Genomic DNA, 22,489 nt, shown 5'->3' with positions numbered 1-22,489 from the left:
ACTACCGAAAATGAAAAAACAAGTGATAGGAAAATATTTGCGTTGGCGCTATTTGTGTTATCATTAATAGGTATAGCTAAGGCGCAGACCACCAACCAAAACCCTATCATATTACCTCTGAACGGCGCATCGTCGCTCGTGATTGAATCGGGACAGAGTTACTCAGCTATCAGTGCAGTGAGTATCACTCTGAAACCAGGGGTGCATTTTAAGAGCGGATCAAATATCCTGTTACGAATAGACAATAATATGACCGGCCCGGCGGCCCCCAATAATCCGGACGAAAACCTTGATATGAACTGGACATTGTCCAGGTCCTTTGATGCCAGCGGCGCTGTGATCAGGGAGATGAAATCCTTTTTTGATACCAATGGCAAATTGCTTCAGAGTCAGTCAAAGAATATCCAGGCAGGTCACGTCCTTGCGGCACAGCCGCTATATGACGTGGGGGGTAGAGAGATTGGCTCAACTATGTCTGCTCCAATCAATAATGCTTCTTTTGCTTATAAAGCGGATTTTATAAAAGGTCCTGGAAATACAGTGTTTACCTACCGTAATTATAGTCGTTATAAGAGCACCGATTCAATTACTGACAAGAGATTTCGGCCAGACCCTGTAGACACGGTTACTGCAGGAATCGGCTCGCTTGGTTTTTATTATAGCAGTAAAAATGTTTGGGAACGGCTTCAGGATTATACCAATATGCCCTACAGCACCTTCGCAGGACCGAAAGATGGAACAGACATCTATAAACGCTGACGTTGGGCAGAACTTCAAAATGGGGAGTTCGCATGAGACCAAGCATTTCAATGTACCCGTGAACCGGATACTTGATTTCTACAATTTAATTAGACGCACTTATCTGAGTTCGCAGGAGCTCGGCGATACTGCGCTTATATCGAATGCGCAAAAAATGATGTCTGTCAATTTTGACGCTGACGGACGGAGTAATATTAGCGTCAGTATAGATGGAAGAAAAGTTATGAGCGGCCGCGGGGGGACAGACATTCCGTTTAGGGAGACGATCACATTGAATAGGGACAATTCCGGATATTTTGCCGTTTTAAAAGAGCAGAGCATATCTTTTCCATCAGGTAAACTCAAAGATTATTTCCGTGGAGAGTCAGAAATTTCAAATCCAGGAACACGGCAGGTTTTACCTGGTCTCTATCATTTTGGAGGGAGTGGCTCTACGATTACTTATCAGATCGGTCTCTCTGACGTAAGCTTTACCTTCTATGACCAGCTGGGGAGGGTAAAAGCTGTGATACCTCCTGAGGGCGTCAAGAAATTATGGACTGAGGGAGTTGGGAGCTATGCAACACTGGGAAGTATCCCGTTTGTCCAAACGTTCAGGTACGATGGTAAGGGTAACCTTGTCGAACGCACCGATGCGGATGCCGGCCGGAGCGAATTCAGATATAGCAGCGACGGCAAGCTTCGGTATTCGCGCAACGCGCTGCAGAAACTGGCCAATAGATTCAGTTATACCAATTACGACCGTTATGGACGTTCTGTTGAAAGCGGGGAACTGGCTCCTTCGGGTACAGTGACCTTTGAGACCCTGACAGCGGCTATGCTCGATGCTACCGAATCAGATCCCGGCAAATATCCTCCGGGTGCCAAATACGAAGTTACCGTGGTGACCTATGATACACCTTCGGAGATACCGGCTTTGCCGGGCTACGTGCAGGACAGTTATTTTCTTTCGGGTGGTGCTGTTTCCACAAAAGCGAAATACAGCGGCACACCGACCGAAGCGAACCTGGTCAGCAGGACGTGGTACAGCTATGACGGCGATGGGAACACGGTGTGGACGGTAAAGTATGTTGCCGGTCTTGGTTACAAAACCATGGACTACGTTTATGATGATATGGGGAATGTGACCAAGAGTATTTACCAGAAAGGTACCCCGAGCGAGACCCTGGTGCACTATTTCGAGTATGACAAAAATAAGCGGCTTGTGGCCACCTATACCAATACGACCGATAATGCGGCGGGCAAAGTTCTGCATGCCAGATACAGTTATTATCTTCACGGGCCTCTTAAGCGAGTTGAGCTGGGAGATAAGCTACAGGGTATCGATTATGTGTACAGTATAGACGGTAAGCTGAAAAGCATCAACAATGCGAATGCGGCCAAAGACCCCGGCATGGACGGAGGCAATGGTTTTGCAGCGGATGTCTTCGGTATGAATCTTGAATATCATTCAGGGGACTACAGTAACCCTCAGGTTGGATTGCCGAGTATACAGAGTGGAAGCAGTGCTGCGAACTATAGTGGTCTGATCAACGGGATCAGCTGGTTTTCGAAGAAGCCGAACTCGGCCGATGCCGCCGCTGTGATGAATATCTACAGTTATGATCCGAAAGGTCAGCTGAGTGCGAGCCGCTGGGGTACCCCGAACTTTGCTTCATCTTCATTCGTCTCGGCAGGAGAGATCAACAGGGAATATGGCCTGACGTATGACAGCCACGGTAATATCAGGTCGCTTATCCGGAACGGGAGCGGTACGACGGTCCTGGGTAACTATACGTACAGCTATCAGGCGAATACGAACAGATTGACCTCTGTCAGCAGCTACGCAGACTACACCTATGACGCGGTCGGTCAGCTGGCTTCCCAGGTCAAGGGCAGCTCGGGGATGTATCTGGATTATGATGTATCGGGTAAGGTTACCAAAATCTACAGTGATGCCGCAAAACAGACCATAATGCTTAGCTTTGTATACGACGATGACGGCAATCGGGTTATGAAGAAAGATCATCGTACCGGTGCGGTAACTTGGTACAGCTATGATGGGGAAGGGACACTGGTCGCGGTCTTTGAGCAGCAGGGGACTGGAGCAATCCAGCTCAAGGAACAGCCGATCTATGGATCAGGCCGCTTGGGCACATATTATAGGCAGGGCAGTAACTATCAGTATACGGTTACGGACCATCTGGGCAATACGCGTGTAGTGATCAACCGGAACAAAACTGCAGGTGGGAGTGCCGACATTGTCTATTATGCAGATTACTATCCCTTCGGTATGGAGGTACGTTCAGGAGGTATCGAGAACAGATATGGTTATCAGGGACTGTACGCTGAGAAGGACAAGGAGACGGGCTGGAACAGTTTTGAGCTGCGCAATTATGATGCGGCAATTGGGCGGTGGCTGACAACGGATCCTTACGGACAGTATCATTCTCCATATGTCGGAATGGGAAATAATCCAATAAAAAGTATTGATAGAAGTGGCGGATGGGCTAATGATAGTATTGGGGTAAACAGAAAAGGAGAAGTGGTTTTTGATGATGGGAAAAAAGATGGTAATTTGTTTCTAGTTAATGATGGTGTTGGGAAAATAAAAGATTTAGCAATGCTCAAAAATAATTCTATTCAGCTAGCGAAATATAATGTCTGGATTGGTACGGATCAACAAAAAATTGACTATGTTAAATCCCAATGGAAATTTGCTGAAGGAGGATTTGACTGGTTTCCAAGTACGAATAAATTTGTGACAGACACTAAAAACCAAGCCGCATTCTCTGTTAATGCACTTATGGGAGACAATGTTATGACAGGAACTAATAATATGTTTAATATTATATTTACAATTCAAGATCAAGGCTTGAGTAATCCCCTATTATCAGATCCATATAACACTAGGAATACAATTTCTCACGAAAAAAGACATCTACAACAATCAGTTAAAGTTCATCATGGTTCATTGGTAAATCCTACAATTACGAACTTAGAGTTGGATGTATTCGCTACCAACGATCTGTGAAAAGCTGGCAAAATACAACTGAAAAATTTAAAAGAGGTATAAAAGGTTATGAGAATAAATTTGCTTTTTAATATTTTAATGACAGTTATCCTATCTTCATGTCAATCTGCTAATAAATGTGAGGATCCAATATGCTTGAATACTTCAATTGAAGAAAGCAAGAATAATTATGTTGTTAAACTTGAATTTGAATCAAAAAAAGATACAATACTAAAATTAGATGCGAGAATGTTTACGACAGGTTGCCCTGATTATTGGGAAGATCCAACGGAGTTCTATAAAAATCGAAATCCCAATGTCTTAAAACATAATCAAATTATTGTTGAGAATACAGATAATGAAGTTAGGCTACTATCGAGGCAGTTTGTTCCAAAAGGAAAACAAATACCAATAGAATTACCTAACTGCGCCTTCTTGGAACAGTTTGATTTGATATTGAAAAAGAATAAAGTAATTTCTTATAATTTTTTTGTTGGGAAGGATCAAAATGAATTAAGAGTGTCGACCTCAGATCGAAAAGTCAAATTACACTTATACCTGAAAAATAACGGACATGGAATTATTATAAGCTCAAGTAACTGGATTGATCTAAATCGTTACATTCCTGAGTAAATATGTGATCGGAAAGTAGTTTTTCTTTGGGACTGTCCCACTAAGTGTGTAAATAAAAAATACGGAGTTCAGTTATGTTCCTTATAACTGGACTCTTTTTTCAAATAAAGTTAAGAACTGATTTAGGATAATGCCCCAATTCTGAATAGGCATCGTCCACTTTTTAGAGATTTCTCTCAAAGCCAAATATACAGATTTCAGTACGGCATCATCGCTGGGAAATGACAGTTTATTCTTTGTGTATTTACGGATCTTCCCATTCATGTTTTCGATGATATTGGTCGTATAGATAATTCGTCGGATCTCAAGTGGGAAGTCGTAAAAGACGGTCAGTTCGTCCCAGTTCTCCCGCCATGATCTTATGGCATAGGGATATTTGGATTCCCATCTATCGGCAAAATCTGCCAGCGCTGCCTGTGCAGCCTGTTTATTGGGAGCATCATAGATAGGCTTCATATCTGCTGTAAACGCCTTTTTATCCTTCCATACAACATATCTGCAGGCATTTCGGATCTGATGGACAACACAGACCTGGGTACTACACTCAGGAAACACACTCCGTATGGTAGCGGAGAAACCATTGAGATTATCGGTCGCTGTAATCAGCATATCCTCTACGCCCCGGGATTTCAGGTCTGTCAGGATTCCCATCCAAAAACTGGCACTTTCATTCTTGCCCAGCCACATGCCCAGAACTTCTTTATAGCCATCCCTGTTTAGGCCCACAGCAAGATAAATGGTCTTATTGACCACTTTGGAGTTTTCCCTGACCTTAAAGACAATGCCATCCATCCAGACAATCAGATATACGTTGTCCAGAGGACGGTTTTGCCAGGCAATCACATCGCCCGCCACACGGTCAGTAATCCTGGAAATCGTCGATTCAGAAAGATCAAATCCGTACACATCGCGCATCATATTTTCTATATCCGAAACACTCATGCCTTTGGCATATAGCGAAACGATCACGTTCTCAACTCCGTCAATCATGTTCTTGCGCTTGGGAACGATAATGGGGTTGAATGTACCATCGCGATCCCGTGGGACCTGAATTTCCAGATCTCCCTGATCCCCACGAACCTTTTTGCTGGTATGCCCGTTTCGGGAATTGCCCTGACCACTGCGCTCATGCTTTTCATAGCCAAGGTGGCCGTCCATTTCTCCTTCAAGCATCTGCGATACTGCACGTGCCTGTAATTCCCGGAAAAATGATTGCAGCTCTAACCCGTCCTTAAAACTCTTTAAGAACTCCTTGTCGTTTAATAGTGACTCTTTGTCAATCATACTCTTATAAAGTTAAGTAAATAAAAAATGCGAAGTCCTTTCCAACTCCGCATTTTTATAACTTACACACTTTATGAGACGGTGTCTTTTCTTTTGCAAGATGGAGACTTTCGCTCCATGTCTGCATTGGAGTTTTTCCGTAGCAGTGCTTTCCGGAATGTGGTCTTTCGTTGTTGTAGTACTCCATCCATATATCCAGATCCGCCTGAAGTTCTTCTATGTTGCCATATATCTTTTTACGCAATGCGGTAGCTTAGAATTCATCCTGCATTTTTCTGTGGAAGCGCTCACAAATACCGTTAGTCTGGGGGCTCTTTGCCTTGGTCTTGCTGTGGTCTATATTCTCTATAGCCAGATATAGCTGAAATTCATGATGTTCTCTTGCGCCGCAATATTCACTTCCCCTATCTGTTAGGATCCGTAGCAACGGAATATTATGCTGCTCAAAGAGGGGAAGAACTCTGTCGTTGAGCATATCGGCGGCCACTAAAGCTATCTTGCGATCGTAAAGCTTAGCCGTAGCTACTTTGGGAGTATGTGTCAATGAAGGTCTGTTGATAGATCTTTCCCACACCTTTTATGTAGCCTACATAGTAAGTATTCTGCGCTCCAAGGTACCCTGGGTGATTTGTTTCTATCTCTCCATGGGCAACTTTTTCATCTTTGGCTTTCTCCAATGCAACAACTTGCGACTCGGTCAGGATCAGACCTTCCTGTGCGACTTTAGCTTCAAGGGCTTTCAGAAGCTTCTTGAAGGTCTCCAGATCATGACGCAGCCAGACGCAACGGACGCCACAGGGCGAGATAAAAATGCCCTCTTTCTTTAATCATGCGCTTACGGGTGCACTGAAACGGGTGGAGTACGGCGACAGGCTGCAGGGGGTTGACTATGTGTACACGGTTGACGGTAAGCTCAAGAGCATCAACAATGCCAATGTGGCCAGCAACGGGGCCAATGATCCTGGCAGAGACGGTGCGGGCAACGGTTTCGGGAGAGATGTGTTCAGCCAGAACATGGAATATTATCCCAATGACTATGCACGAGCGGGTACAAACATCAACGGGATTCAGAATGCCTCTGCTCCATTTAAGTTTGGAGGTTTAGTGAACGGAATCGGCTGGCAGACGCAGGTGAGCGCATCGGCCACGACCGTTGATCCTGCGGTGATGAATATCTTCACCTACGACAGCAGGGGGCAGCTGCTTTCCAGCAGCTGGGGCACGCCAGATTATGGGACAAAGACATTTACGGCTATGGCCAATGTGAACCAGGAGAAGGGTATGAGCTATGACGGCCACGGCAACCTGCTGAAGCTGCAGCGAACCAATGGAGCCGGGGCGCTGGTGAACAATTTTACGTATAATTATCAGGCGGGTACCAATAAGCTGAGCGCTGTGACGGGCTATGCGGACTACACGTACGATGTTACGGGGCAGCTGGCATCCCAAGTGAAGGGTACTGCCGGCATGTACCTGGACTATGATGTTACGGGCAAGGTGACAGCGATCTACAGTGATGTTGCAAAGTCGACAATAATGCTTAGCTTTGTTTATGACGAGGGCGGTAACCGGATCATGAAGAAGGACCACCGGACAAGTTCGGTGACCTGGTACAGTTATGATGCCGCGGGTACGCTGCTTGCGGTCTTTGAAAGCAAGAATGGCGGTGCACTGCAGCTTGCCGAGCAGCCTGTATATGGATCTGGGAGGCTGGGCATGCTGAACCGGCAGGGTGGAAGCTACAGTTATACGCTGACGGACCATCTGGGCAATACACGGGCAGTGATCAACCGGAACAAGCTGCCCAGTGGCCTGGTGGATGTGATGTACCATGCGGATTACTATCCGTACGGTATGGAGGTACGTTCGGGGGGTATAGACAGCAGGTACGGCTATCAGGGGCTGTATGCGGAGAAGGACAAGGAGACGGGCTGGAACAGTTTTGAGCTGAGGAACTACGATCCGGCGGTGGGGCGTTGGCTGACAGTGGATCCGATGGCCCAGTATGTTTCTCCATATGTGGGCATGGGTAATAATCCTGTGAGCTTGTTCGACCCGACAGGAGGATGGAGCGGTGGTGGCCTATGGGGCTGGTTCAAAGGGATTTTTGCAAGTGAGAAAAAAGATGTCGCAGCACATTATAAGTTAGAAGAAGTTAAGATAAGTCGATTCTATAATAAAAGCCCGGTCCTATCGCCAGGTCAGAATATTTCAGCGGCTGAACGTCGTAGACGTGAAAGCCTGTATTATCTTAGACAGAATCTTGCTAATCCTGATTTTAATGATATGTCAAGAGCTTCTACAAGTTTCGCCGTTGTAGCAGGTGCGGGCGAAGCGATTGCAGGAGAAATAGCAGCGTTTAAATTTGGACAGCTATATAGATATATTTGGTCTTTACCCCGTTCAAGTACTGTTGCTAAGGCAGTAAGTGCCGAAGGAGCTGTTTGGGCACAGAAAACATTTAGTGGTACATTTAGTGTAGGAGGGAAGTTTGCAGGTCAAACAGTTGATGATGTAGCAGGGATGTTGAGAAGTGGTACATTATCTGCTGCTGATGTTCCAATTAATGTAGTCGTGCGAAACGGACAAACATTTATTTTAAATACGAGGTCGTCAGCGGCTCTTATAAAGGCAGGTATCCCAAGAAGCTCTTGGAATGTTATAAACCAAACAGGTGTTTCTTCCTTTGAAAGTATGCTGACGGATCAATTAGGTAGGAATAGTTTGATTTATGGTACGAATACCATCAGACAATCTGGTACTCAATTAATTTTATCTCATTAGTGAATTCAATAGATTTTATACAACTGAGCAAGACTGTGTCTCACGCCTTAAGGCACGAGCCACAGTCTTATAATCTTAATTTAGATAAACAAGGATGGGTATTACTTTCCGATTTAGTTATTGCCTTAAATTCAAAAGGAATACAAGTTGATAAAAACGATATTTGTAAAATGGTTGAATTGTCTGAAAAGAGAAGACACCAAATTTTAGATGATAAAATCAGGGCGTATTATGGGCATTCCATAGGAAATAAGATTTTGAAACAGCAAGCTAAGCCACCTCGATTCTTATATCACGGAACAACTAAAAGTAGACTAAATAATATTTTAAAAATAGGATTGCTTCCTATGGATAGACAGTATGTTCATTTGTCAGTTGATGAAAATACTGCAGCAATGGTAGGACGTAGGAAAAAAGGGGAGCTAGTTGTATTGAAAGTAAGTGCTAAAGAGGCATATTTAAATAACATACAATTTTATAAAGAAGAAAATGGTATTTGGTTGTCTGACCCAATACCGTCAGAATACATAATAACTAATGGAATTAATAGAAATAAAAGGTCTTTTTGAGATGGATTTTGGTTCGCCATCACCAACAATATTGTCAAACGATAATGAGCTTTTTATTGCCTTTTATGCAGATAAACAGAATTCATCGGCCATTCCACAAGAGCGTAATACCATTTATGATACTGGTATTTTTGCTTTGAAATTTAAAGTGTATTTAAAATATATATTTGGATTACCAGGGCAAGAAACAATACAGGGACATCCATATAGTAAACTTGGTATGAAGTCTTATTCATTTTATGAGCTCAAAAATTCCGATTTAATTAAATCACTGCAGGATATAGAAAAAGTACACCCACAATACAATCCCAAGAAGTGGGAAATGTATAGACATTTTATTTTAACATTTCATGACAATATGTTTGAATGTATCGCTCAGGATTTCGAAATTAGAGAGGAAAATACATCAATTTATAATCAAGCAGCAGTAATGCTTAATGAATTGTCGGTAAAACATTTTTAGGTCTAGACAACGAAGGTATTTTAAGCCCACAATAGCTCCCTTTTTTATTTTCACATCAAAGAAATCTTTCTTGCTTTGATAAAGTGTTCAACGGTAGTGAGCAAATTGGCTTGGGTTGGGCAGGTTGACAGTTGATCTCCTGACGGCCCAGCTGAAACAGCCGCTTTTCTACAAAAGCAGGAGGCAAATGTAAGTGAGATGATCCGAAAACGAAAAGCTAAGTACAAAATGCTGGCAATAGGTACAAGATCAGTATAGCCTGTCGTTGCGAAGTGATGAGGTAGATTCATTTATTTAGCCGTTTTGTCATCCGATTGATTTGTAAGACGTTTGCATGGTGGCAGCGATCTACAGGGATGGCGCAAAGTCAACAATAATGCTTAGCTTTAACTCCAAGCGAGTTAACCATTTATAAAGAGAATTATGAACATAGATAAAGCTATAAGAGTATTTTCGGATTTTTTAAATAGCAGTTGGATAATAGTATCTCAATTGTTGCCTAATAGAGATTATACTTCAAATGAGGACTCAATTAATGATTGGTTGCAAGCCAACTGGGAACTACTTGTTGAGCGAAAGATACTTAGAGTTAATGAATATTTGCAAGTATATGGTGCGGGTGCGGATTATAATGGCGCAAGCAGTAGAATAGTTGATCCTGAAGTATTACCAAATTTCAAAGTAGTTACAAAGTCGAGAAATGGTGATAAGATTCTTGATATATTGAATAACGAACAAGTATCTTTGGGAGATATAACTTTCGAAAAGCTTGTAGGATTTAAAAACGGATTTTATACATTGGAGCCGGAATTTAAATATGTGTTACTTACAGATGATAACTTAGGACTGGAAAGAGTTGTAATATTAGAAGATGTTGTGTTTGAGTTGGAGAAATTATAGGACTTGGCGCTAAGAGCGGGGAGACACCTTTTATTTAAATCCACAAATGGGATTGAATGTTATGGCCCCAATGACAATTTTAATATTAATGAGAATGAGTTAAGGAAGAGGTTAGACAGCAAACTGTCTGTATTAAATATGCTTATTTCGTAATGCTGATAAGGGGGTAGGCGGCTTATTGAAGGCAGGAAATACATTAGATAAAGGAGGTTTTACAGCGGTAGCTAGAGCATTACAAAAACATGGAAGCACAAAACAGGTAGTATCTTTCCAAAAGCTACGGGAAATCTAGCCGCAATTAATGAACAAGGCGAAGCGGTTCTTAATGGAATATTAACTAACCCTAATGTCTCCTCAGTAACAAGACATCACACAAGATTTGGCAATGTATTGGATACAAAATTCCAGGAGGTCAAGGAGCAAGGTTTAGCGGAGATGGAAAAACATTTATAGGACTTTTAGAATAAAAAATATGAGTCAGTTTAAAATACAATTATCAAGTGTTCCTGACAGAGAAAATCTCGTTGCTGAAATTTGGTACAGAGAAATATTGGTTGCTGAAATAAATCAGGAAGCAGAAAAGTTAGATATTGAATTTTATGTGAATGAAAAAATGAAATTTGATTTAGATGAGTTTTTAAAAGCAGTGGAAAATGCAAAAGGAAAAATAAGGGAAGAATAAGAAGAATGCCATAAGGAGGGGGATGGTGCATTGGATGCACCAGAATTTTTTATTTTCGGTTCGGATGGAGGTGATACCGCATTTGCTATCGAAAGAAGCACTGGTGCCATTTTTGAGATGCCATTTATTGGTATGTCAAAAGAAGAAGCTGTTTTTAGAAGCAAAACCTTTACAGATTTCTTAGAAGAATTATAATAGAATTTAATGTTCGTCCTTAGCGCTTTATAAAGGATGGCTTTGTTCATTCAAATATTAATATTGTTTTTGAGTTCGCCTGTGACTGACATAAAAGTAGTAGCTTTGTGTATGACGAGGGCGGTAACCGGATCATGAAGAAGGATCACCGGACAAGTTCGGTGACCTGGTACAGTTATGATGCCGCGGGTACGCTGCTTGCGGTCTTTGAAAGCAAGAATGGCGGTGCACTGCAGCTTGCCGAGCAGCCTGTATATGGATCTGGGAGGCTGGGCATGCTGAACCGGCAGGGTGGCAGTTACAGTTATACGCTGACGGACCATCTGGGCAATACACGGGCAGTGATCAACCGGAACAAGCTATCTAGTGGCCTGGTGGATGTGATGTACCATGCAGATTACTATCCGTACGGTATGGAGGTACGTTCGGGGGGATAGACAGCAGGTACGGTTATCAGGAACTTTATGCGGAGAAGGACAAGGAGACGGGCTGGAACAGTTTTGAGCTGAGAAACTACGATCCGGCAGTGGGGCGTTGGCTGACAGTGGATCCGATGGGGCAGTATGTTTCGCCATATGTTGGTATGGGAAATAATCCTGTGAGCTTGTTCGATCCGACAGGAGGATGGAGCGGTGGTGATCCGGAGAAACCGGTCTTGGTAATTTGTTTGACTACCTACCATAAATAAAAAAACATGAAAGGAGATTACTTTATTTATAAAACATACTGCGAACTAGTAATTGTATCCAATGAAATTTCCCCCAATTATATAACAGATAATTTAGGTGTAGTTCCTACGAGATCTTTTCAAAAAGGAGAGCGATCGGTATCTAAACATTCAGGATCAACTATTATAAAACCACACAATCTTTGGGCTTCTAAATCAGTAACTACGGAGTTAGAGGAGGAAAGCATAAGTCAACATATTGATTATTTTAGGTCAATTTTTTTTTCTAAAATTGATTTACTAAAAAAGTATAAAGAAGATAACCGTTTCGATGTTACTTTTTGGGTTTGGATTGAAACTGATAACGCAGGAATAGGGCTTGGTTTAAACGAAGATGAATTGGATTTTCTTAATAAGATAACAAATCGTATGTCTTTCTCAATCACTTGTAATAGAATAGAAGAAGAGTAATAGTTGCCGCTAAGGGGGTAGTTAATTACTCAAATGTTTTAAATTCAGCTAGCTCTGCATATAAAGGTTCAACTGTTTCAGGGCATGCTCTTAGTAAACATGCTGGTCGAAATCCAAATATTTGGGGAAAACTAATGGGAAACCCAGCAACATGGCATAACCAAATGAAAAAGGATCACCGTACCGGTAACCAACATGTTAATTAAAAAAGGAATTGTAACTCCAATAAACTAGACATATTTATGACAGTAGAAGAATTATCTAATAAGCTTAGAGATTTGGGTATTCTCGAAGATAGATATTATTTACAAGGACTTTTTGGTTCATCAAATGATGATGAAAAATATGCTATGATTATCAAAAAAGGCTTTAATTCTATAGAATATGAAATTTATTTTAAAGAACGAGGTGAAAAACATTCAATAATAGTATTTGATAATGAAAGTGAAGCTTGTCTGTTTTTCTACAAACGCCTTAAAGAAAACAAAGAAATAGAAGATCAATATTCAAGAGAGTAAACATTACCGCTGCTAAGGGATCAGAGAATTTTTGGGTTACCTACACAAATAATTAAGCCGTAATGATAACAAATAATAAAAAGAAAGTAGTTGCAAATAATTGGTCTGATAATTTTTCAGACCTGTCAATTTATGCGCAAAATAAGTTGTATAAAATATGTGGACCATTTCTATTAGGCATAGAAATATTGAGCCTTCCAAGAACGGAAGACTACAGACCGATTTTTGTATGTTATCCTCTATGGAAGGCAGACATAAGACAATGTCTTGAAGAGCCTGTTTTTATACAAGAGATATATAATAAAAAAGGTTTTCAATTTAATATTCCATATGAGAAACATCTTAATTTTTTTTACGAAGCTTTAGAATGCACAAAGGAACAAGTGCCGATTTTGGGACATCAATACACTTCTGTAAGGCAATTGTTTGAGGTTTTTAATAAGCAGTTCACCCAAACCCTGATAAAATCAAGTCCAGTTGGACAAGCAAAGCTCTTTGAAGCAAAACTTCTAGGTGGCTTGTATGTAAATGATTTGAATATAGTTAAACAAGTCTTTACCGAATTAAATGAAGTTTCAATGTCTTGGTCTCCTAAGTTATTTGAATGGAAATATGGTAAGCTGGATGTTTGGCTTCAAAATTTACAACAAATGATAGTTAATAGAATCGGTTTTTTAAAGCAGATAGAAACAAATAAACAGGATAAGAAAGTAGCGAAACTTCATTATTCGGAACTTACAGTATAAATGAAAAAGCTTTGTGACTTGAGGCTTGATAAATCATCTATGTTGGGCGGACCCGCAGCAACTCCTCGAGGAAAATTCACGGTGCTAGAATACTAGCATGTATAAAAAGATGGTTTCTTTTAAAAAAAAACAGGCTTTTGTTCAAATGATACGGCCGGAATGTAACTGGACTATGATGTTTCGGGCAAGGTGAGTGCGATCTACAGCGATGCTGCAAAGTCGGTGATAATGCTTAGCTTTGTGGGTACCTATTGTGTAATAAATGTAAGCAAGACGATGGTAAAATGAAAATTAAGCGATTGTTAATAAACGAGTTCGAAAGAGTGTAATGCCCCTCCTTAGTGACGTAAGTGCAGAGACATTGTCCACGGCCTTTGAGCAGCAGGTGGAGGATCGTATTTTTCTAAAAAAACTTGCTGAAATATTTGAACGATTGGTTAACTTTATAACAAATAGCCTTAGCGGAATTTTTAACCATATTGTATATGAACAAAAAGTATTGTCACAGATCGTCTTTATGCTACCGACGGCTTGCTATGAGCCAGATCAAGGCGTAGACAGCCACATTTAGCAAATGTTTAGATTTCAATAGGACAGATCTGATAAAATAATATGAGCACTATTTATTTCTACAAAAATGATGAACCTTTTGGATTTTTATCCAATTTTTCACCACATCCTATTTTATTGGATAACGAAGTTTGGAAAACTGTTGAACATTATTTTCAAGCAAATAAGTTTCTAGATAACAACGTTGCTAGAAAAATAAAGGAGTTGGATTCACCAATGAAAGCGGCAAGCGAAGGGAGGAACAGGCGAAATATCATTCGCTCAGATTGGGAAGAGATTAAAGAACAAGTAATGTTAAAAGCGCTTTTAGCTAAATTTTTGCAGCATCCTAAACTAAGGAAACAGCTTCTTATGACAGATAATAATATACTTGTAGAACATACGGCTAATGATAATTATTGGGCTGACGGCGGAGACGGTACCGGAAGAAATAGATTAGGGAAACTTCTAATGCAAGTAAGAGATGAACTTAAATTTTATTCGGAAGATGTTGATATAGTATTACCGCCATGGATAGCATTTCCTAAAATTAATCAATTTGATTTGTTTTGGAGGATGGGACTTGGGGAAGAATATATAACTCAATGGGCTAAGTTCTACTTAAAGTCGGATAAAGAGGTGTATCAGAGGTTGTTTCCTGAAAATGGGGACTGTCCCACTAAGTGTGTAAATAAAAAATACGGAGTTCAGTTATGTTCCTTATAACTGGACTCTTTTTTCAAATAAAGTTAAGAACTGATTTAGGATAATGCCCCAATTCTGAATAGGCATCGTCCACTTTTTAGAGATTTCTCTCAAAGCCAAATATACAGATTTCAGTACGGCATCATCGCTGGGAAATGACAGTTTATTCTTTGTGTATTTACGGATCTTCCCATTCATGTTTTCGATGATATTGGTCGTATAGATAATTCGTCGGATCTCAAGTGGGAAGTCGTAAAAGACGGTCAGTTCGTCCCAGTTCTCCCGCCATGATCTTATGGCATAGGGATATTTGGATTCCCATCTATCGGCAAAATCTGCCAGCGCTGCCTGTGCAGCCTGTTTATTGGGAGCATCATAGATAGGCTTCATATCTGCTGTAAACGCCTTTTTATCCTTCCATACAACATATCTGCAGGCATTTCGGATCTGATGGACAACACAGACCTGGGTACTACACTCAGGAAACACACTCCGTATGGTAGCGGAGAAACCATTGAGATTATCGGTCGCTGTAATCAGCATATCCTCTACGCCCCGGGATTTCAGGTCTGTCAGGATTCCCATCCAAAAACTGGCACTTTCATTCTTGCCCAGCCACATGCCCAGGACTTCTTTATAGCCATCCCTGTTTAGGCCCACAGCAAGATAAATGGTCTTATTGACCACTTTGGAGTTTTCCCTGACCTTAAAGACAATGCCATCCATCCAGACAATCAGATATACGTTGTCCAGCGGACGGTTTTGCCAGGCAATCACATCGCCCGCCACACGGTCAGTAATCCTGGAAATCGTCGATTCAGAAAGATCAAATCCGTACACATCGCGCATCATATTTTCTATATCCGAAACACTCATGCCTTTGGCATATAGCGAAACGATCACGTTCTCAACTCCGTCAATCATGTTCTTGCGCTTGGGAACGATAATGGGGTTGAATGTACCATCGCGATCCCGTGGGACCTGAATTTCCAGATCTCCCTGATCCCCACGAACCTTTTTGCTGGTATGCCCGTTTCGGGAATTGCCCTGACCACTGCGCTCATGCTTTTCATAGCCAAGGTGGCCGTCCATTTCTCCTTCAAGCATCTGCGATACTGCACGTGCCTGTAATTCCCGGAAAAATGATTGCAGCTCTAACCCGTCCTTAAAACTCTTTAAGAACTCCTTGTCGTTTAATAGTGACTCTTTGTCAATCATACTCTTATAAAGTTAAGTAAATAAAAAATGCGAAGTCCTTTCCAACTCCGCATTTTTATAACTTACACACTTTATGAGACGGTGTCATGTTCAGCGAAATAAAGAATAAATCTTGGGAAAGAATACAAATTTACTCCGGAATATGCATGACAGGGCTCAAACCGTTATCTTACCCAAGTGCATACTGTCTGTATTACCGCCGCCATAACTCTCTACAAAAAAGATAAACACTTCATAGGTGACTTCCTTTGTACGTTTCGGGATTATGACATTTTGTTTGCCAGATATTAAGCTGTCTTTCGAGTCGTTCGTCAAAAGAGGGTATTCAGCCCCATCATCCTCCGCACTATACAGGATTAAGAACGAATCGTAATACCTCGTGTCAAACTTTTTCTCCAAATAGGCATCATATTCCCAAGTAACCCGAAGCACTTGGTTTTCTTGATCGAAATCCATCGTGTAGGAAGTGATGGGATTGGGACTTCCTTTGGCAACCATAAATTTCTGCCAGTCAACGACAAAACCGTTTTCTTCCTGAACAAGTGCTTTGTTCAAATTATAAGACATCGCAACATCATATGCACGCTTAGGATAACTGTAAGCCTTATAACCAATATTGATGATGGGATTTAACATACTGATATGCGACCTCACAATTTTGAAGCGTGTTCTGCTGAGCAGTTGTTCAGGTGTAGGTGCCCGTTTTTTAACGCGGGGGAGAGAACGCACATAATTACCTGTTTTCGTTAAGACAAACACAACAGAACCAGCTTTCCCGGAAACAGTCCCATTAACGCCATTTTTGATGATTGCCATAATTGCCTGATTAAGTTTATAAATAATAAAGATAAACATTAAAATGGAAACATCCTAGAATCAAGTTATAACTAACGACAATTTTTAATCAATTTTTAGACAGTATTCAGTCAATGTTTGTACAGTTGAGACTGAGTAATCACTGAGCAAGCACTGAACAAACACTGAACAAATAATGTTAAAAGGTATATTTGATAACCATCTGATCTTCGTTTGCTGCACCTAAAATTAAAAGAGAAGAACCTACGTTTGCGTAACAAAATATTCTGGCTGAACTCATTGCACTTGAGTTTAAAAGCTGGGAAATATTAAAGGTCGTCTTGCGGTATCTGGAAAATTTATAACGGATTCGGTGGGGACGTAAAGGAGGGAGCTGGAATGATTATTCCGACCTGTCATCCTGTTAAGTAAGATTATAAGCTATCATTAAAACAGCAACACCCAATCTGATAAAGATTGGGTGTTGCTGTTTTATACTTAAAATGACCAGCTACAAGACTTGGCGGCGAAGAAAAACACGACGAGCCACACGAGCCCTTTGGCCAGAAAAAATAGGAATGCACCTATGCCGGCGCGTTTAAGCCATTTTGATTTATTGTCTTTTTGCTCCATCTGCAGGATTAAATCCTATTGCTGCTGATTTACTTTTCACTCGCAATAGACGTGAATACTTCACCAAAGTTATAAAAAGTTTGGTTAGCAATCTCTACGGCGCGCTCATAAGTTGATGGATCTGATCCGTATTTGTTTAGCACAGCTGTGAAGCCCGCCCACATGTCGCGGCTATTTTCACCGTAGCCTTCAAAAAATGATGTCCCCTTGCTGACCCCATATTTGTTCAGCATCTGTACGATGTACGGACCACCCATGATGGAACCTTCAAGTATATAGAGGGACGCCAATGCTTCAAGCACATTGCCAACAGCAGGCGCGGTAGCCTCCGGAAGATCATCAACACGACCGCCCAATGCTTCGATATCACGCTTGATGTAAGCGGAATTGCGGCGCTCTGCCAGATCAGGTAATACCGCAGCGGTGATATATGGAGCGATGTTGTCTTCGACTGCACGAAAATAGGCATAAAAGCCTTTTAATACCTCCGCATAGTCTGCTTCAGAACGGATATTTTTCAATTGGCGCACGATCGTTCCTTCTACGTTTTGGTGAGCAGCGTGCGTATGCTCTTTGATATGTTGACTTAACATGTTTTTATTTTATTTATAACGATTCTATACAAAGATTCGTATTTATTTTCAATATTTTATGCTGTTTTCTGACTTATCATCTATGAAAAATGGTTTTAATTCTCTTCCGCAGGCAAGGGAAAGTAAGCTGATGACCAAATTGATCTAATACTTTCCTCTCTAGCAATATCCTTTAGCGCTGCGGCCAGCCACGGTTCTCTAGGGTCGCCCGGATGAAAGTCTGATTGTGCAGGGGCGGGTGAAAGATCTACCGGTATGCCGTCAAAATAATCTGACCAACCATCGGCATTGCGGATGAGAAATGAAGCCAGGTAGACATCGAAGTCTCCGATACGGACTGAAAAAAAGCCTACGGGTTTGCCAAAAGTCTGCTGACCGATGAGGCGCAGCGGAAGATAAGGTTTGAAGCTGCTGATCAAAAGCTCACTGGCCGAAGCTGTACGTTCAGATACGATACAGGACAACTGCTGCAAAGAATTGAAATGTCCTTTTTTGATAAAGTAATGCGTATTGGCTTTTTCACTATAATCCACATCTGCCATTGTTGCGGGGCGTCCTTTATACTGGACCACTTTGCCATTGGCATCCAGATAGGGTTGCTTACGTAGCAATGTCGCCTTGCCTTGCTGGACATTTGGATGAAATTGCTCGCTGAACATAATTTTTTTATCCAGTTTGGCTGGGCTAATGAGGTTGGCCAAATATTCTGCGGTCTCCACATACCCGCCACCGTTATGACGTAGATCAAGTATTAGATGAGTAACTTGCTTTTGAGCCAGTTCGGCTGCAAGTTGATCCAGTTCGGCCTTCACGGCATGAAGCTGGGGAAAGGTGGGGATGTAAACATAAGCAATCCGTTTGTCTCCCGCGGACCAGTAGGACAGGTGGGTAGCATACCTGTATGCTGTTTGTATGCTGGCCATATGACCACTACTTTTCTTGCCGTCACGATGGTGTTCCAAATATGAATATTTTGGTTTATTGGGGATTGTCGACAATTCGTAAGGTCTATCTTTCTTGCGCAAAGCGTATTGGCTGAGTGCAAAAAGTGCTCGCTCATATGCCGTTTGCTCGGGTTCTATCTGTGCATATTTCGTCCGCGGATCAAAAGCCGTATATGAAGGAAGAGATTCCTGCCAGCGGTATAGCTGTTTGGCATAGAGGTAGATCGAGTCGAGCGTCAGTTCTTTTTTCGTTCCTGTTTTTGGACTAATAAGTTCATCGGGCAGCGTTGTTGTTCTGCTGGCATTCTGACAAGCTGTTATAGCAGCTGTTGTAACTAATAGACCAACTATTTGGCGGATTCGACTCATTATATGATGCGGATTTTGTTCGTTATGCTTGTAATTGATTCGCTACAATGGATAATTATCTGAAATTTTTAACTTTTTTTTAAAAATATAAAAGCCTAATTTTGTGCCAATTTATTTAATTTTGATGCCTCCGCTACTGTGGAGTACTCAAATGTCCCAAAGGTTTGCCCTTTGGGATTTTTTTTTCAGGGTAATATAGGTCGCTCTGTTTTGTTTGGTACACTGGATAAACTCTCCAAAAAAGCCAGGATATTTTCCTGTTCTCTACTACTTAATCGAATATTTTGGATATGTGGCGATAAAGTGCCATTGATCTGTTGCCCTGGCTTTTGGGGCATGCCCTGGCTTAGGAGGTTTATCAGTTCACGTAAGTTTGCTATACTGCCGTTGTGCAGATAGGGCGCAGTATGGGCCACATTCCGCAGACCCGGTGTACGGAATTTACCTTTGTCTGTTTCCTGACCTGTCGCCTCAAAGCGACCATTATCCAAGGCACCTTTGCTGGTAACTGCGTAACCCAGGTTATGAAAATCGAGATCGGTAAAGAAGGCGCCGTTATGGCAGTTGATACATTTTCCTTTGGTCCGAAATAAATGGAGGCCTTCAAGCTCTGCATCGTTTAACGCTTGATAATCCCCTTTGATAAAGCGATCAAAGGCGGTTTCACCACTGCTTATTGATCTTGAATAAGCTGCTATGGCATCCAGTAAACCTTCAATAGTCATCGTTTGCGTAGCATAAGCGGCCTCATATAAACGAAGATATCCGGGTATGGCTTGCAGCTTAGCGGGTAAAGTAGCTGTATTGCCGCCCATTTCGATGGGGGAGTTGATGGCCTCGGCAATCTGCTCACGATAAGTCTTTGCGCGGCCATCGTGGAAGAGCTTGCCTTCCAGATACCAGACATTTTCCATGGAAGGTGTATTGCGGTGATGCAGTGCAATGCCATCTGCCGTTGTTTTTTGGTCGATCCAGTAGGTGTCCGGATTATGACATGAAGCGCAAGTCCTCATGCCATTACCGGTACGGGGGTCGAAAAATAAGGCTTTGCCAAGTGCTATAAGCTCGGCCTTATCTTTTGATGGGTTTTCGGGTAAAGCGGCCAGTTCGCGTACCTTGATATTATCGTACCAAGCCGCGGCTGGCCATTGCGTTATCGATTTACTATATTGTTGCCGTAAGGTTTCTTCAGGTTGAGGGACAATCGTCGGCTCTTCTGGCGTAGACTTACCTTTGCGGCAGCTGTATACCATTATGGTTGCTAAAGCAAAAATGATAAATAGCTTTGTTTGATTAGTGATAATCACGGTTTAATAACTACTGAAGCATATTAATTAGTTAAGGTTAATCTGTTGTTCTCCCTCCGACAATAGCTTTCCATCTTTATCCATCAATTTCAGTGTTTTAATCTGATTACCCTGAATAGTGGCTGGTATCGGTAAAGTAACTGTTTTTTTAGCGACATCGAATATTGCATTTGTTATCTTATACGAGTTATTAAGATTGTCAATTGCCATAAAATGATCGAAGTCAGCTTTGAAAAAAAGTTCATAAATCTCGGTGCTTCTAATTGGCATGACCAGATTTTCTCCTTTTTTTACAGTATAAGAACCTGAGGTAATTAAAAGATTAAGCTGCGGCAAGAATACGTCAAAAGAATCGGTGATAACCGTGTAGCGACCGGAAATCACCTTAATTTTGTAAGTGCCCGGCTTTAGGTCATCAGGGCGATTTAGCGTAATCGCAAATGCACTCAATTGTCCAAAAGATAATAAGGTCTCGTTATCGTCTTTATCCACAAGATATGCTTTTGTCTGAGTTTCATCAGGTATAATATTTTCCCCCTTTAAGGAAATAGGATTCGTACCGGGTAAATAAAGATAATATTGGTTGTTGAGTAAGTTTAAGCTTACTTGTACTAAAGGTTGATTATACTGGAATACCAATGTATAATTTTTGCTGGAACCATCTTGTGCCCGTACGGTATAGGTAATCGGTTTGTCCGATTGCAACTGTATGGCTGTGCCCGATGCAGGTGTAATCGTTGCTAATTCCGAAACTTTAATCGTCGGTGTAATGCTTTCGGGTTGGTCCACTAATGGCGGCCAATATAAGATAATCTGGTCATCCACGATACTGGCCGACAAGGTTTTGCCGTCAGCATCCTGAATGCTAAAGGACTCAATGTCATTGTAGGGCAGGCTGGGGTATTCGGTCTTGCAAGACCAGCATGATAGTGCTAGCATAAAAATAGCTAGCCATTGAAAAGTACGTATTGTTTTTTTAAATACTGAAAGTTGCATAATTTTTTTTGATTAAAAAATAGTTATGCGGATGATTAGGGTAGAGAGATCCGCAACCCATCCACTAGGTTGCGGGTCTTTTAAGATAAATTATTGAAAATTATAATGCCTTAACTTCGATATTGACATCTGCTTTTACTTGTAATTGACCTGCCACAACTTGCTGGCCGACATTGCTGAAGCTAAGTAATTTTACTGCATATAATGCTCCAGCTCCATCACCCACCAATACGGTCAATGGCTGGATGGCTTTATTTGTATGGTCAGTTATATCGTATTCATACCATTCGTTATTACCTTGTGATGATACTGGTGTCGCAGTCGTCCAATCTGATACTGTAACAGAAGAGATATCTTTTGCTACGGTTTTGAGTGAATAACCAGAATTTGCTCTTATGGATCCATTTACATGGCTAAAGAATGCGACCTGGCCTGAGCTGCTTAAGCTTTGTGCTCCTGTACCAAGATTTACATAAACAGCTGGCCAGTTGGCTGCGTCTGCGGGGCTCCACCATTGACCTACAACGGTGTAGTTGCTATTTGCTTTAGCTTGATTGAGCACCAATGGAGCTGTTGCAGATTCTGTTGTTGGGGTCGCTGCCCATACTGCTGCCGATAGCGCAGTCACGGCCATTGCCGATTTTAAGATGGTTTTGATGTTTAAGTTCATGATATTTTAATTTATTTAATTTTGATGCCACCATGGCATCTCGTGGA

General features: G+C 41.6%; 24 protein-coding genes and 1 pseudogene. 16 read left to right on the top strand and 9 right to left on the bottom strand.

All coding sequences use genetic code 11. The annotated features are described in order from the left end of the window. Positions 1 to 54: 54 nt before the first annotated feature. The 3 genes from FGL37_RS22395 to FGL37_RS22385 are packed head-to-tail and all read left to right on the top strand — an operon-like array spanning position 55 to position 4,384. Positions 55 to 759, top strand: coding sequence for a hypothetical protein (locus FGL37_RS22395; protein ID WP_160169450.1), 705 nt, complete (start codon positions 55 to 57; stop codon positions 757 to 759). Then, a complete protein-coding gene (locus FGL37_RS22390; RefSeq protein ID WP_028068172.1) occupies positions 734 to 3,772 on the top strand; it encodes an RHS repeat domain-containing protein in 3,039 nt (1,012 codons plus the stop codon). The genes FGL37_RS22395 and FGL37_RS22390 overlap by 26 nt, the downstream gene beginning before the upstream one ends. Before the next feature lie 48 nt (positions 3,773 to 3,820). Then, positions 3,821 to 4,384: a hypothetical protein gene (locus FGL37_RS22385; RefSeq protein WP_138097036.1), complete on the top strand. Its 564-nt coding sequence runs from the start codon at positions 3,821 to 3,823 to the stop codon at positions 4,382 to 4,384. An 81-nt stretch (positions 4,385 to 4,465) separates the two neighbouring features. On the opposite strand, the gene FGL37_RS22380 is transcribed toward FGL37_RS22385, so the two are convergent. Both FGL37_RS22380 and FGL37_RS25880 read right to left on the bottom strand, forming a co-directional pair. Then, positions 4,466 to 5,665 carry an IS256 family transposase gene (locus tag FGL37_RS22380; RefSeq protein ID WP_171019317.1) on the bottom strand — a complete coding sequence of 400 codons (1,200 nt, stop codon included), beginning with the start codon at positions 5,663 to 5,665 and terminating at the stop codon, positions 4,466 to 4,468. 58 nt (positions 5,666 to 5,723) lie between these two features. After that, positions 5,724 to 6,495, bottom strand: a pseudogene (locus FGL37_RS25880) (integrase core domain-containing protein); the annotation flags it as partial. Between FGL37_RS25880 and FGL37_RS26050 the strand changes: the two are divergent. The 13 genes from FGL37_RS26050 (at position 6,479) to ybiA (ending at position 14,938) form a co-directional block, all read left to right on the top strand. Next, positions 6,479 to 8,452 (top strand): RHS repeat domain-containing protein, encoded by a 1,974-nt coding sequence (locus FGL37_RS26050; RefSeq protein ID WP_028071684.1) that lies wholly within the window; start codon positions 6,479 to 6,481, stop codon positions 8,450 to 8,452. The pseudogene FGL37_RS25880 and the gene FGL37_RS26050 sit on opposite strands and share 17 nt — an antisense overlap. Beyond that, positions 8,452 to 9,021: an RNA 2'-phosphotransferase gene (locus tag FGL37_RS22365; protein WP_197734502.1), complete on the top strand. Its 570-nt coding sequence runs from the start codon at positions 8,452 to 8,454 to the stop codon at positions 9,019 to 9,021. Before FGL37_RS26050 ends, FGL37_RS22365 begins: the two co-directional genes overlap by 1 nt. After that, positions 8,990 to 9,484: a hypothetical protein gene (locus FGL37_RS22360; protein WP_138097034.1), complete on the top strand. Its 495-nt coding sequence runs from the start codon at positions 8,990 to 8,992 to the stop codon at positions 9,482 to 9,484. The genes FGL37_RS22365 and FGL37_RS22360 overlap by 32 nt, the downstream gene beginning before the upstream one ends. A gap of 423 nt (positions 9,485 to 9,907) precedes the next feature. Continuing rightward, positions 9,908 to 10,384, top strand: a complete 477-nt coding sequence (locus tag FGL37_RS22355) for a hypothetical protein (RefSeq protein WP_028071686.1) — start codon at positions 9,908 to 9,910, stop codon at positions 10,382 to 10,384. Between the two features lie 472 nt (positions 10,385 to 10,856). Beyond that, positions 10,857 to 11,066, top strand: a complete 210-nt coding sequence (locus tag FGL37_RS22350) for a hypothetical protein (protein ID WP_028071687.1) — start codon at positions 10,857 to 10,859, stop codon at positions 11,064 to 11,066. A gap of 30 nt (positions 11,067 to 11,096) precedes the next feature. Continuing rightward, on the top strand, positions 11,097 to 11,261 hold the full coding sequence (locus FGL37_RS25450; RefSeq protein WP_160169543.1) for a hypothetical protein: 165 nt from the start codon (positions 11,097 to 11,099) through the stop codon (positions 11,259 to 11,261). Positions 11,262 to 11,368: 107 nt separating this feature from the next. Then, the gene (locus FGL37_RS22345; RefSeq protein WP_150113834.1) at positions 11,369 to 11,698 is read left to right on the top strand and encodes a hypothetical protein; all 330 of its coding nucleotides are present in this window, start codon (positions 11,369 to 11,371) and stop codon (positions 11,696 to 11,698) included. Further along, positions 11,695 to 11,949, top strand: a complete 255-nt coding sequence (locus FGL37_RS26195) for an RHS repeat-associated core domain-containing protein (RefSeq protein WP_081817984.1) — start codon at positions 11,695 to 11,697, stop codon at positions 11,947 to 11,949. Before FGL37_RS22345 ends, FGL37_RS26195 begins: the two co-directional genes overlap by 4 nt. Positions 11,950 to 11,955: 6 nt before the next feature. Next, positions 11,956 to 12,399 (top strand): DUF4279 domain-containing protein, encoded by a 444-nt coding sequence (locus FGL37_RS22335; protein WP_028071689.1) that lies wholly within the window; start codon positions 11,956 to 11,958, stop codon positions 12,397 to 12,399. After that, positions 12,399 to 12,605, top strand: a complete 207-nt coding sequence (locus FGL37_RS26240) for a tRNase toxin domain-containing protein (RefSeq protein ID WP_491631057.1) — start codon at positions 12,399 to 12,401, stop codon at positions 12,603 to 12,605. The genes FGL37_RS22335 and FGL37_RS26240 overlap by 1 nt, the downstream gene beginning before the upstream one ends. Positions 12,606 to 12,641: 36 nt before the next feature. After that, positions 12,642 to 12,917 carry a hypothetical protein gene (locus FGL37_RS22330; RefSeq protein WP_028071690.1) on the top strand — a complete coding sequence of 92 codons (276 nt, stop codon included), beginning with the start codon at positions 12,642 to 12,644 and terminating at the stop codon, positions 12,915 to 12,917. A gap of 62 nt (positions 12,918 to 12,979) precedes the next feature. Continuing rightward, on the top strand, positions 12,980 to 13,663 hold the full coding sequence (locus FGL37_RS22325; RefSeq protein ID WP_028071691.1) for a hypothetical protein: 684 nt from the start codon (positions 12,980 to 12,982) through the stop codon (positions 13,661 to 13,663). Positions 13,664 to 14,275: 612 nt separating this feature from the next. Next, positions 14,276 to 14,938, top strand: coding sequence for a riboflavin biosynthesis intermediates N-glycosidase (gene ybiA / locus FGL37_RS22320; protein ID WP_081817985.1), 663 nt, complete (start codon positions 14,276 to 14,278; stop codon positions 14,936 to 14,938). Here the strand turns inward: ybiA and FGL37_RS22315 are convergent. From FGL37_RS22315 to FGL37_RS22285, 7 genes are all read right to left on the bottom strand, one after another. After that, positions 14,933 to 16,132: an IS256 family transposase gene (locus FGL37_RS22315; RefSeq protein WP_171019317.1), complete on the bottom strand. Its 1,200-nt coding sequence runs from the start codon at positions 16,130 to 16,132 to the stop codon at positions 14,933 to 14,935. The genes ybiA and FGL37_RS22315 overlap by 6 nt on opposite strands. Positions 16,133 to 16,291: 159 nt before the next feature. Next, positions 16,292 to 16,951, bottom strand: coding sequence for a DUF6266 family protein (locus tag FGL37_RS22310; RefSeq protein ID WP_138097032.1), 660 nt, complete (start codon positions 16,949 to 16,951; stop codon positions 16,292 to 16,294). Positions 16,952 to 17,592: 641 nt separating this feature from the next. Continuing rightward, positions 17,593 to 18,156 carry a biliverdin-producing heme oxygenase gene (locus FGL37_RS22305; protein ID WP_028070185.1) on the bottom strand — a complete coding sequence of 188 codons (564 nt, stop codon included), beginning with the start codon at positions 18,154 to 18,156 and terminating at the stop codon, positions 17,593 to 17,595. Positions 18,157 to 18,251: 95 nt separating this feature from the next. Further along, a complete protein-coding gene (locus tag FGL37_RS22300) occupies positions 18,252 to 19,469 on the bottom strand; it encodes a S41 family peptidase (protein ID WP_051606939.1) in 1,218 nt (405 codons plus the stop codon). 185 nt (positions 19,470 to 19,654) lie between these two features. Then, positions 19,655 to 20,722 carry a cytochrome-c peroxidase gene (locus tag FGL37_RS22295; protein WP_081817882.1) on the bottom strand — a complete coding sequence of 356 codons (1,068 nt, stop codon included), beginning with the start codon at positions 20,720 to 20,722 and terminating at the stop codon, positions 19,655 to 19,657. Positions 20,723 to 20,803: 81 nt separating this feature from the next. Continuing rightward, on the bottom strand, positions 20,804 to 21,715 hold the full coding sequence (locus tag FGL37_RS22290) for an SGBP N-terminal domain-containing protein (RefSeq protein WP_150113824.1): 912 nt from the start codon (positions 21,713 to 21,715) through the stop codon (positions 20,804 to 20,806). A 157-nt stretch (positions 21,716 to 21,872) separates the two neighbouring features. Next, positions 21,873 to 22,442: a hypothetical protein gene (locus FGL37_RS22285; protein WP_037533473.1), complete on the bottom strand. Its 570-nt coding sequence runs from the start codon at positions 22,440 to 22,442 to the stop codon at positions 21,873 to 21,875. Positions 22,443 to 22,489 lie beyond the last annotated feature (47 nt).

It is taken from the genome of Sphingobacterium thalpophilum, assembly GCF_901482695.1.
GTDB lineage: Bacteria > Bacteroidota > Bacteroidia > Sphingobacteriales > Sphingobacteriaceae > Sphingobacterium > Sphingobacterium thalpophilum.
The sequence above is the reverse complement of the archived record's forward strand: the minus strand, read 5'-3'. Positions and strand labels throughout refer to the sequence as shown.

Coding starts and splice junctions, on each gene's coding strand:
- FGL37_RS22390 (WP_028068172.1), top strand. CDS start 734: ATGGAACAGACATCTATAAACGCTGACGTTGGGCAGAACTTCAAAATG.
- FGL37_RS22385 (WP_138097036.1), top strand. CDS start 3,821: ATGAGAATAAATTTGCTTTTTAATATTTTAATGACAGTTATCCTATCT.
- FGL37_RS26050 (WP_028071684.1), top strand. CDS start 6,479: ATGCCCTCTTTCTTTAATCATGCGCTTACGGGTGCACTGAAACGGGTG.
- FGL37_RS22360 (WP_138097034.1), top strand. CDS start 8,990: ATGGAATTAATAGAAATAAAAGGTCTTTTTGAGATGGATTTTGGTTCG.
- FGL37_RS22355 (WP_028071686.1), top strand. CDS start 9,908: ATGAACATAGATAAAGCTATAAGAGTATTTTCGGATTTTTTAAATAGC.
- FGL37_RS22350 (WP_028071687.1), top strand. CDS start 10,857: ATGAGTCAGTTTAAAATACAATTATCAAGTGTTCCTGACAGAGAAAAT.
- FGL37_RS22335 (WP_028071689.1), top strand. CDS start 11,956: ATGAAAGGAGATTACTTTATTTATAAAACATACTGCGAACTAGTAATT.
- FGL37_RS22330 (WP_028071690.1), top strand. CDS start 12,642: ATGACAGTAGAAGAATTATCTAATAAGCTTAGAGATTTGGGTATTCTC.
- FGL37_RS22325 (WP_028071691.1), top strand. CDS start 12,980: ATGATAACAAATAATAAAAAGAAAGTAGTTGCAAATAATTGGTCTGAT.
- ybiA (WP_081817985.1), top strand. CDS start 14,276: ATGAGCACTATTTATTTCTACAAAAATGATGAACCTTTTGGATTTTTA.
- FGL37_RS22310 (WP_138097032.1), bottom strand. CDS start 16,951: ATGGCAATCATCAAAAATGGCGTTAATGGGACTGTTTCCGGGAAAGCT.
- FGL37_RS22305 (WP_028070185.1), bottom strand. CDS start 18,156: ATGTTAAGTCAACATATCAAAGAGCATACGCACGCTGCTCACCAAAAC.
- FGL37_RS22300 (WP_051606939.1), bottom strand. CDS start 19,469: ATGAGTCGAATCCGCCAAATAGTTGGTCTATTAGTTACAACAGCTGCT.
- FGL37_RS22295 (WP_081817882.1), bottom strand. CDS start 20,722: ATGGTATACAGCTGCCGCAAAGGTAAGTCTACGCCAGAAGAGCCGACG.
- FGL37_RS22290 (WP_150113824.1), bottom strand. CDS start 21,715: ATGCTAGCACTATCATGCTGGTCTTGCAAGACCGAATACCCCAGCCTG.
- FGL37_RS22285 (WP_037533473.1), bottom strand. CDS start 22,442: ATGAACTTAAACATCAAAACCATCTTAAAATCGGCAATGGCCGTGACT.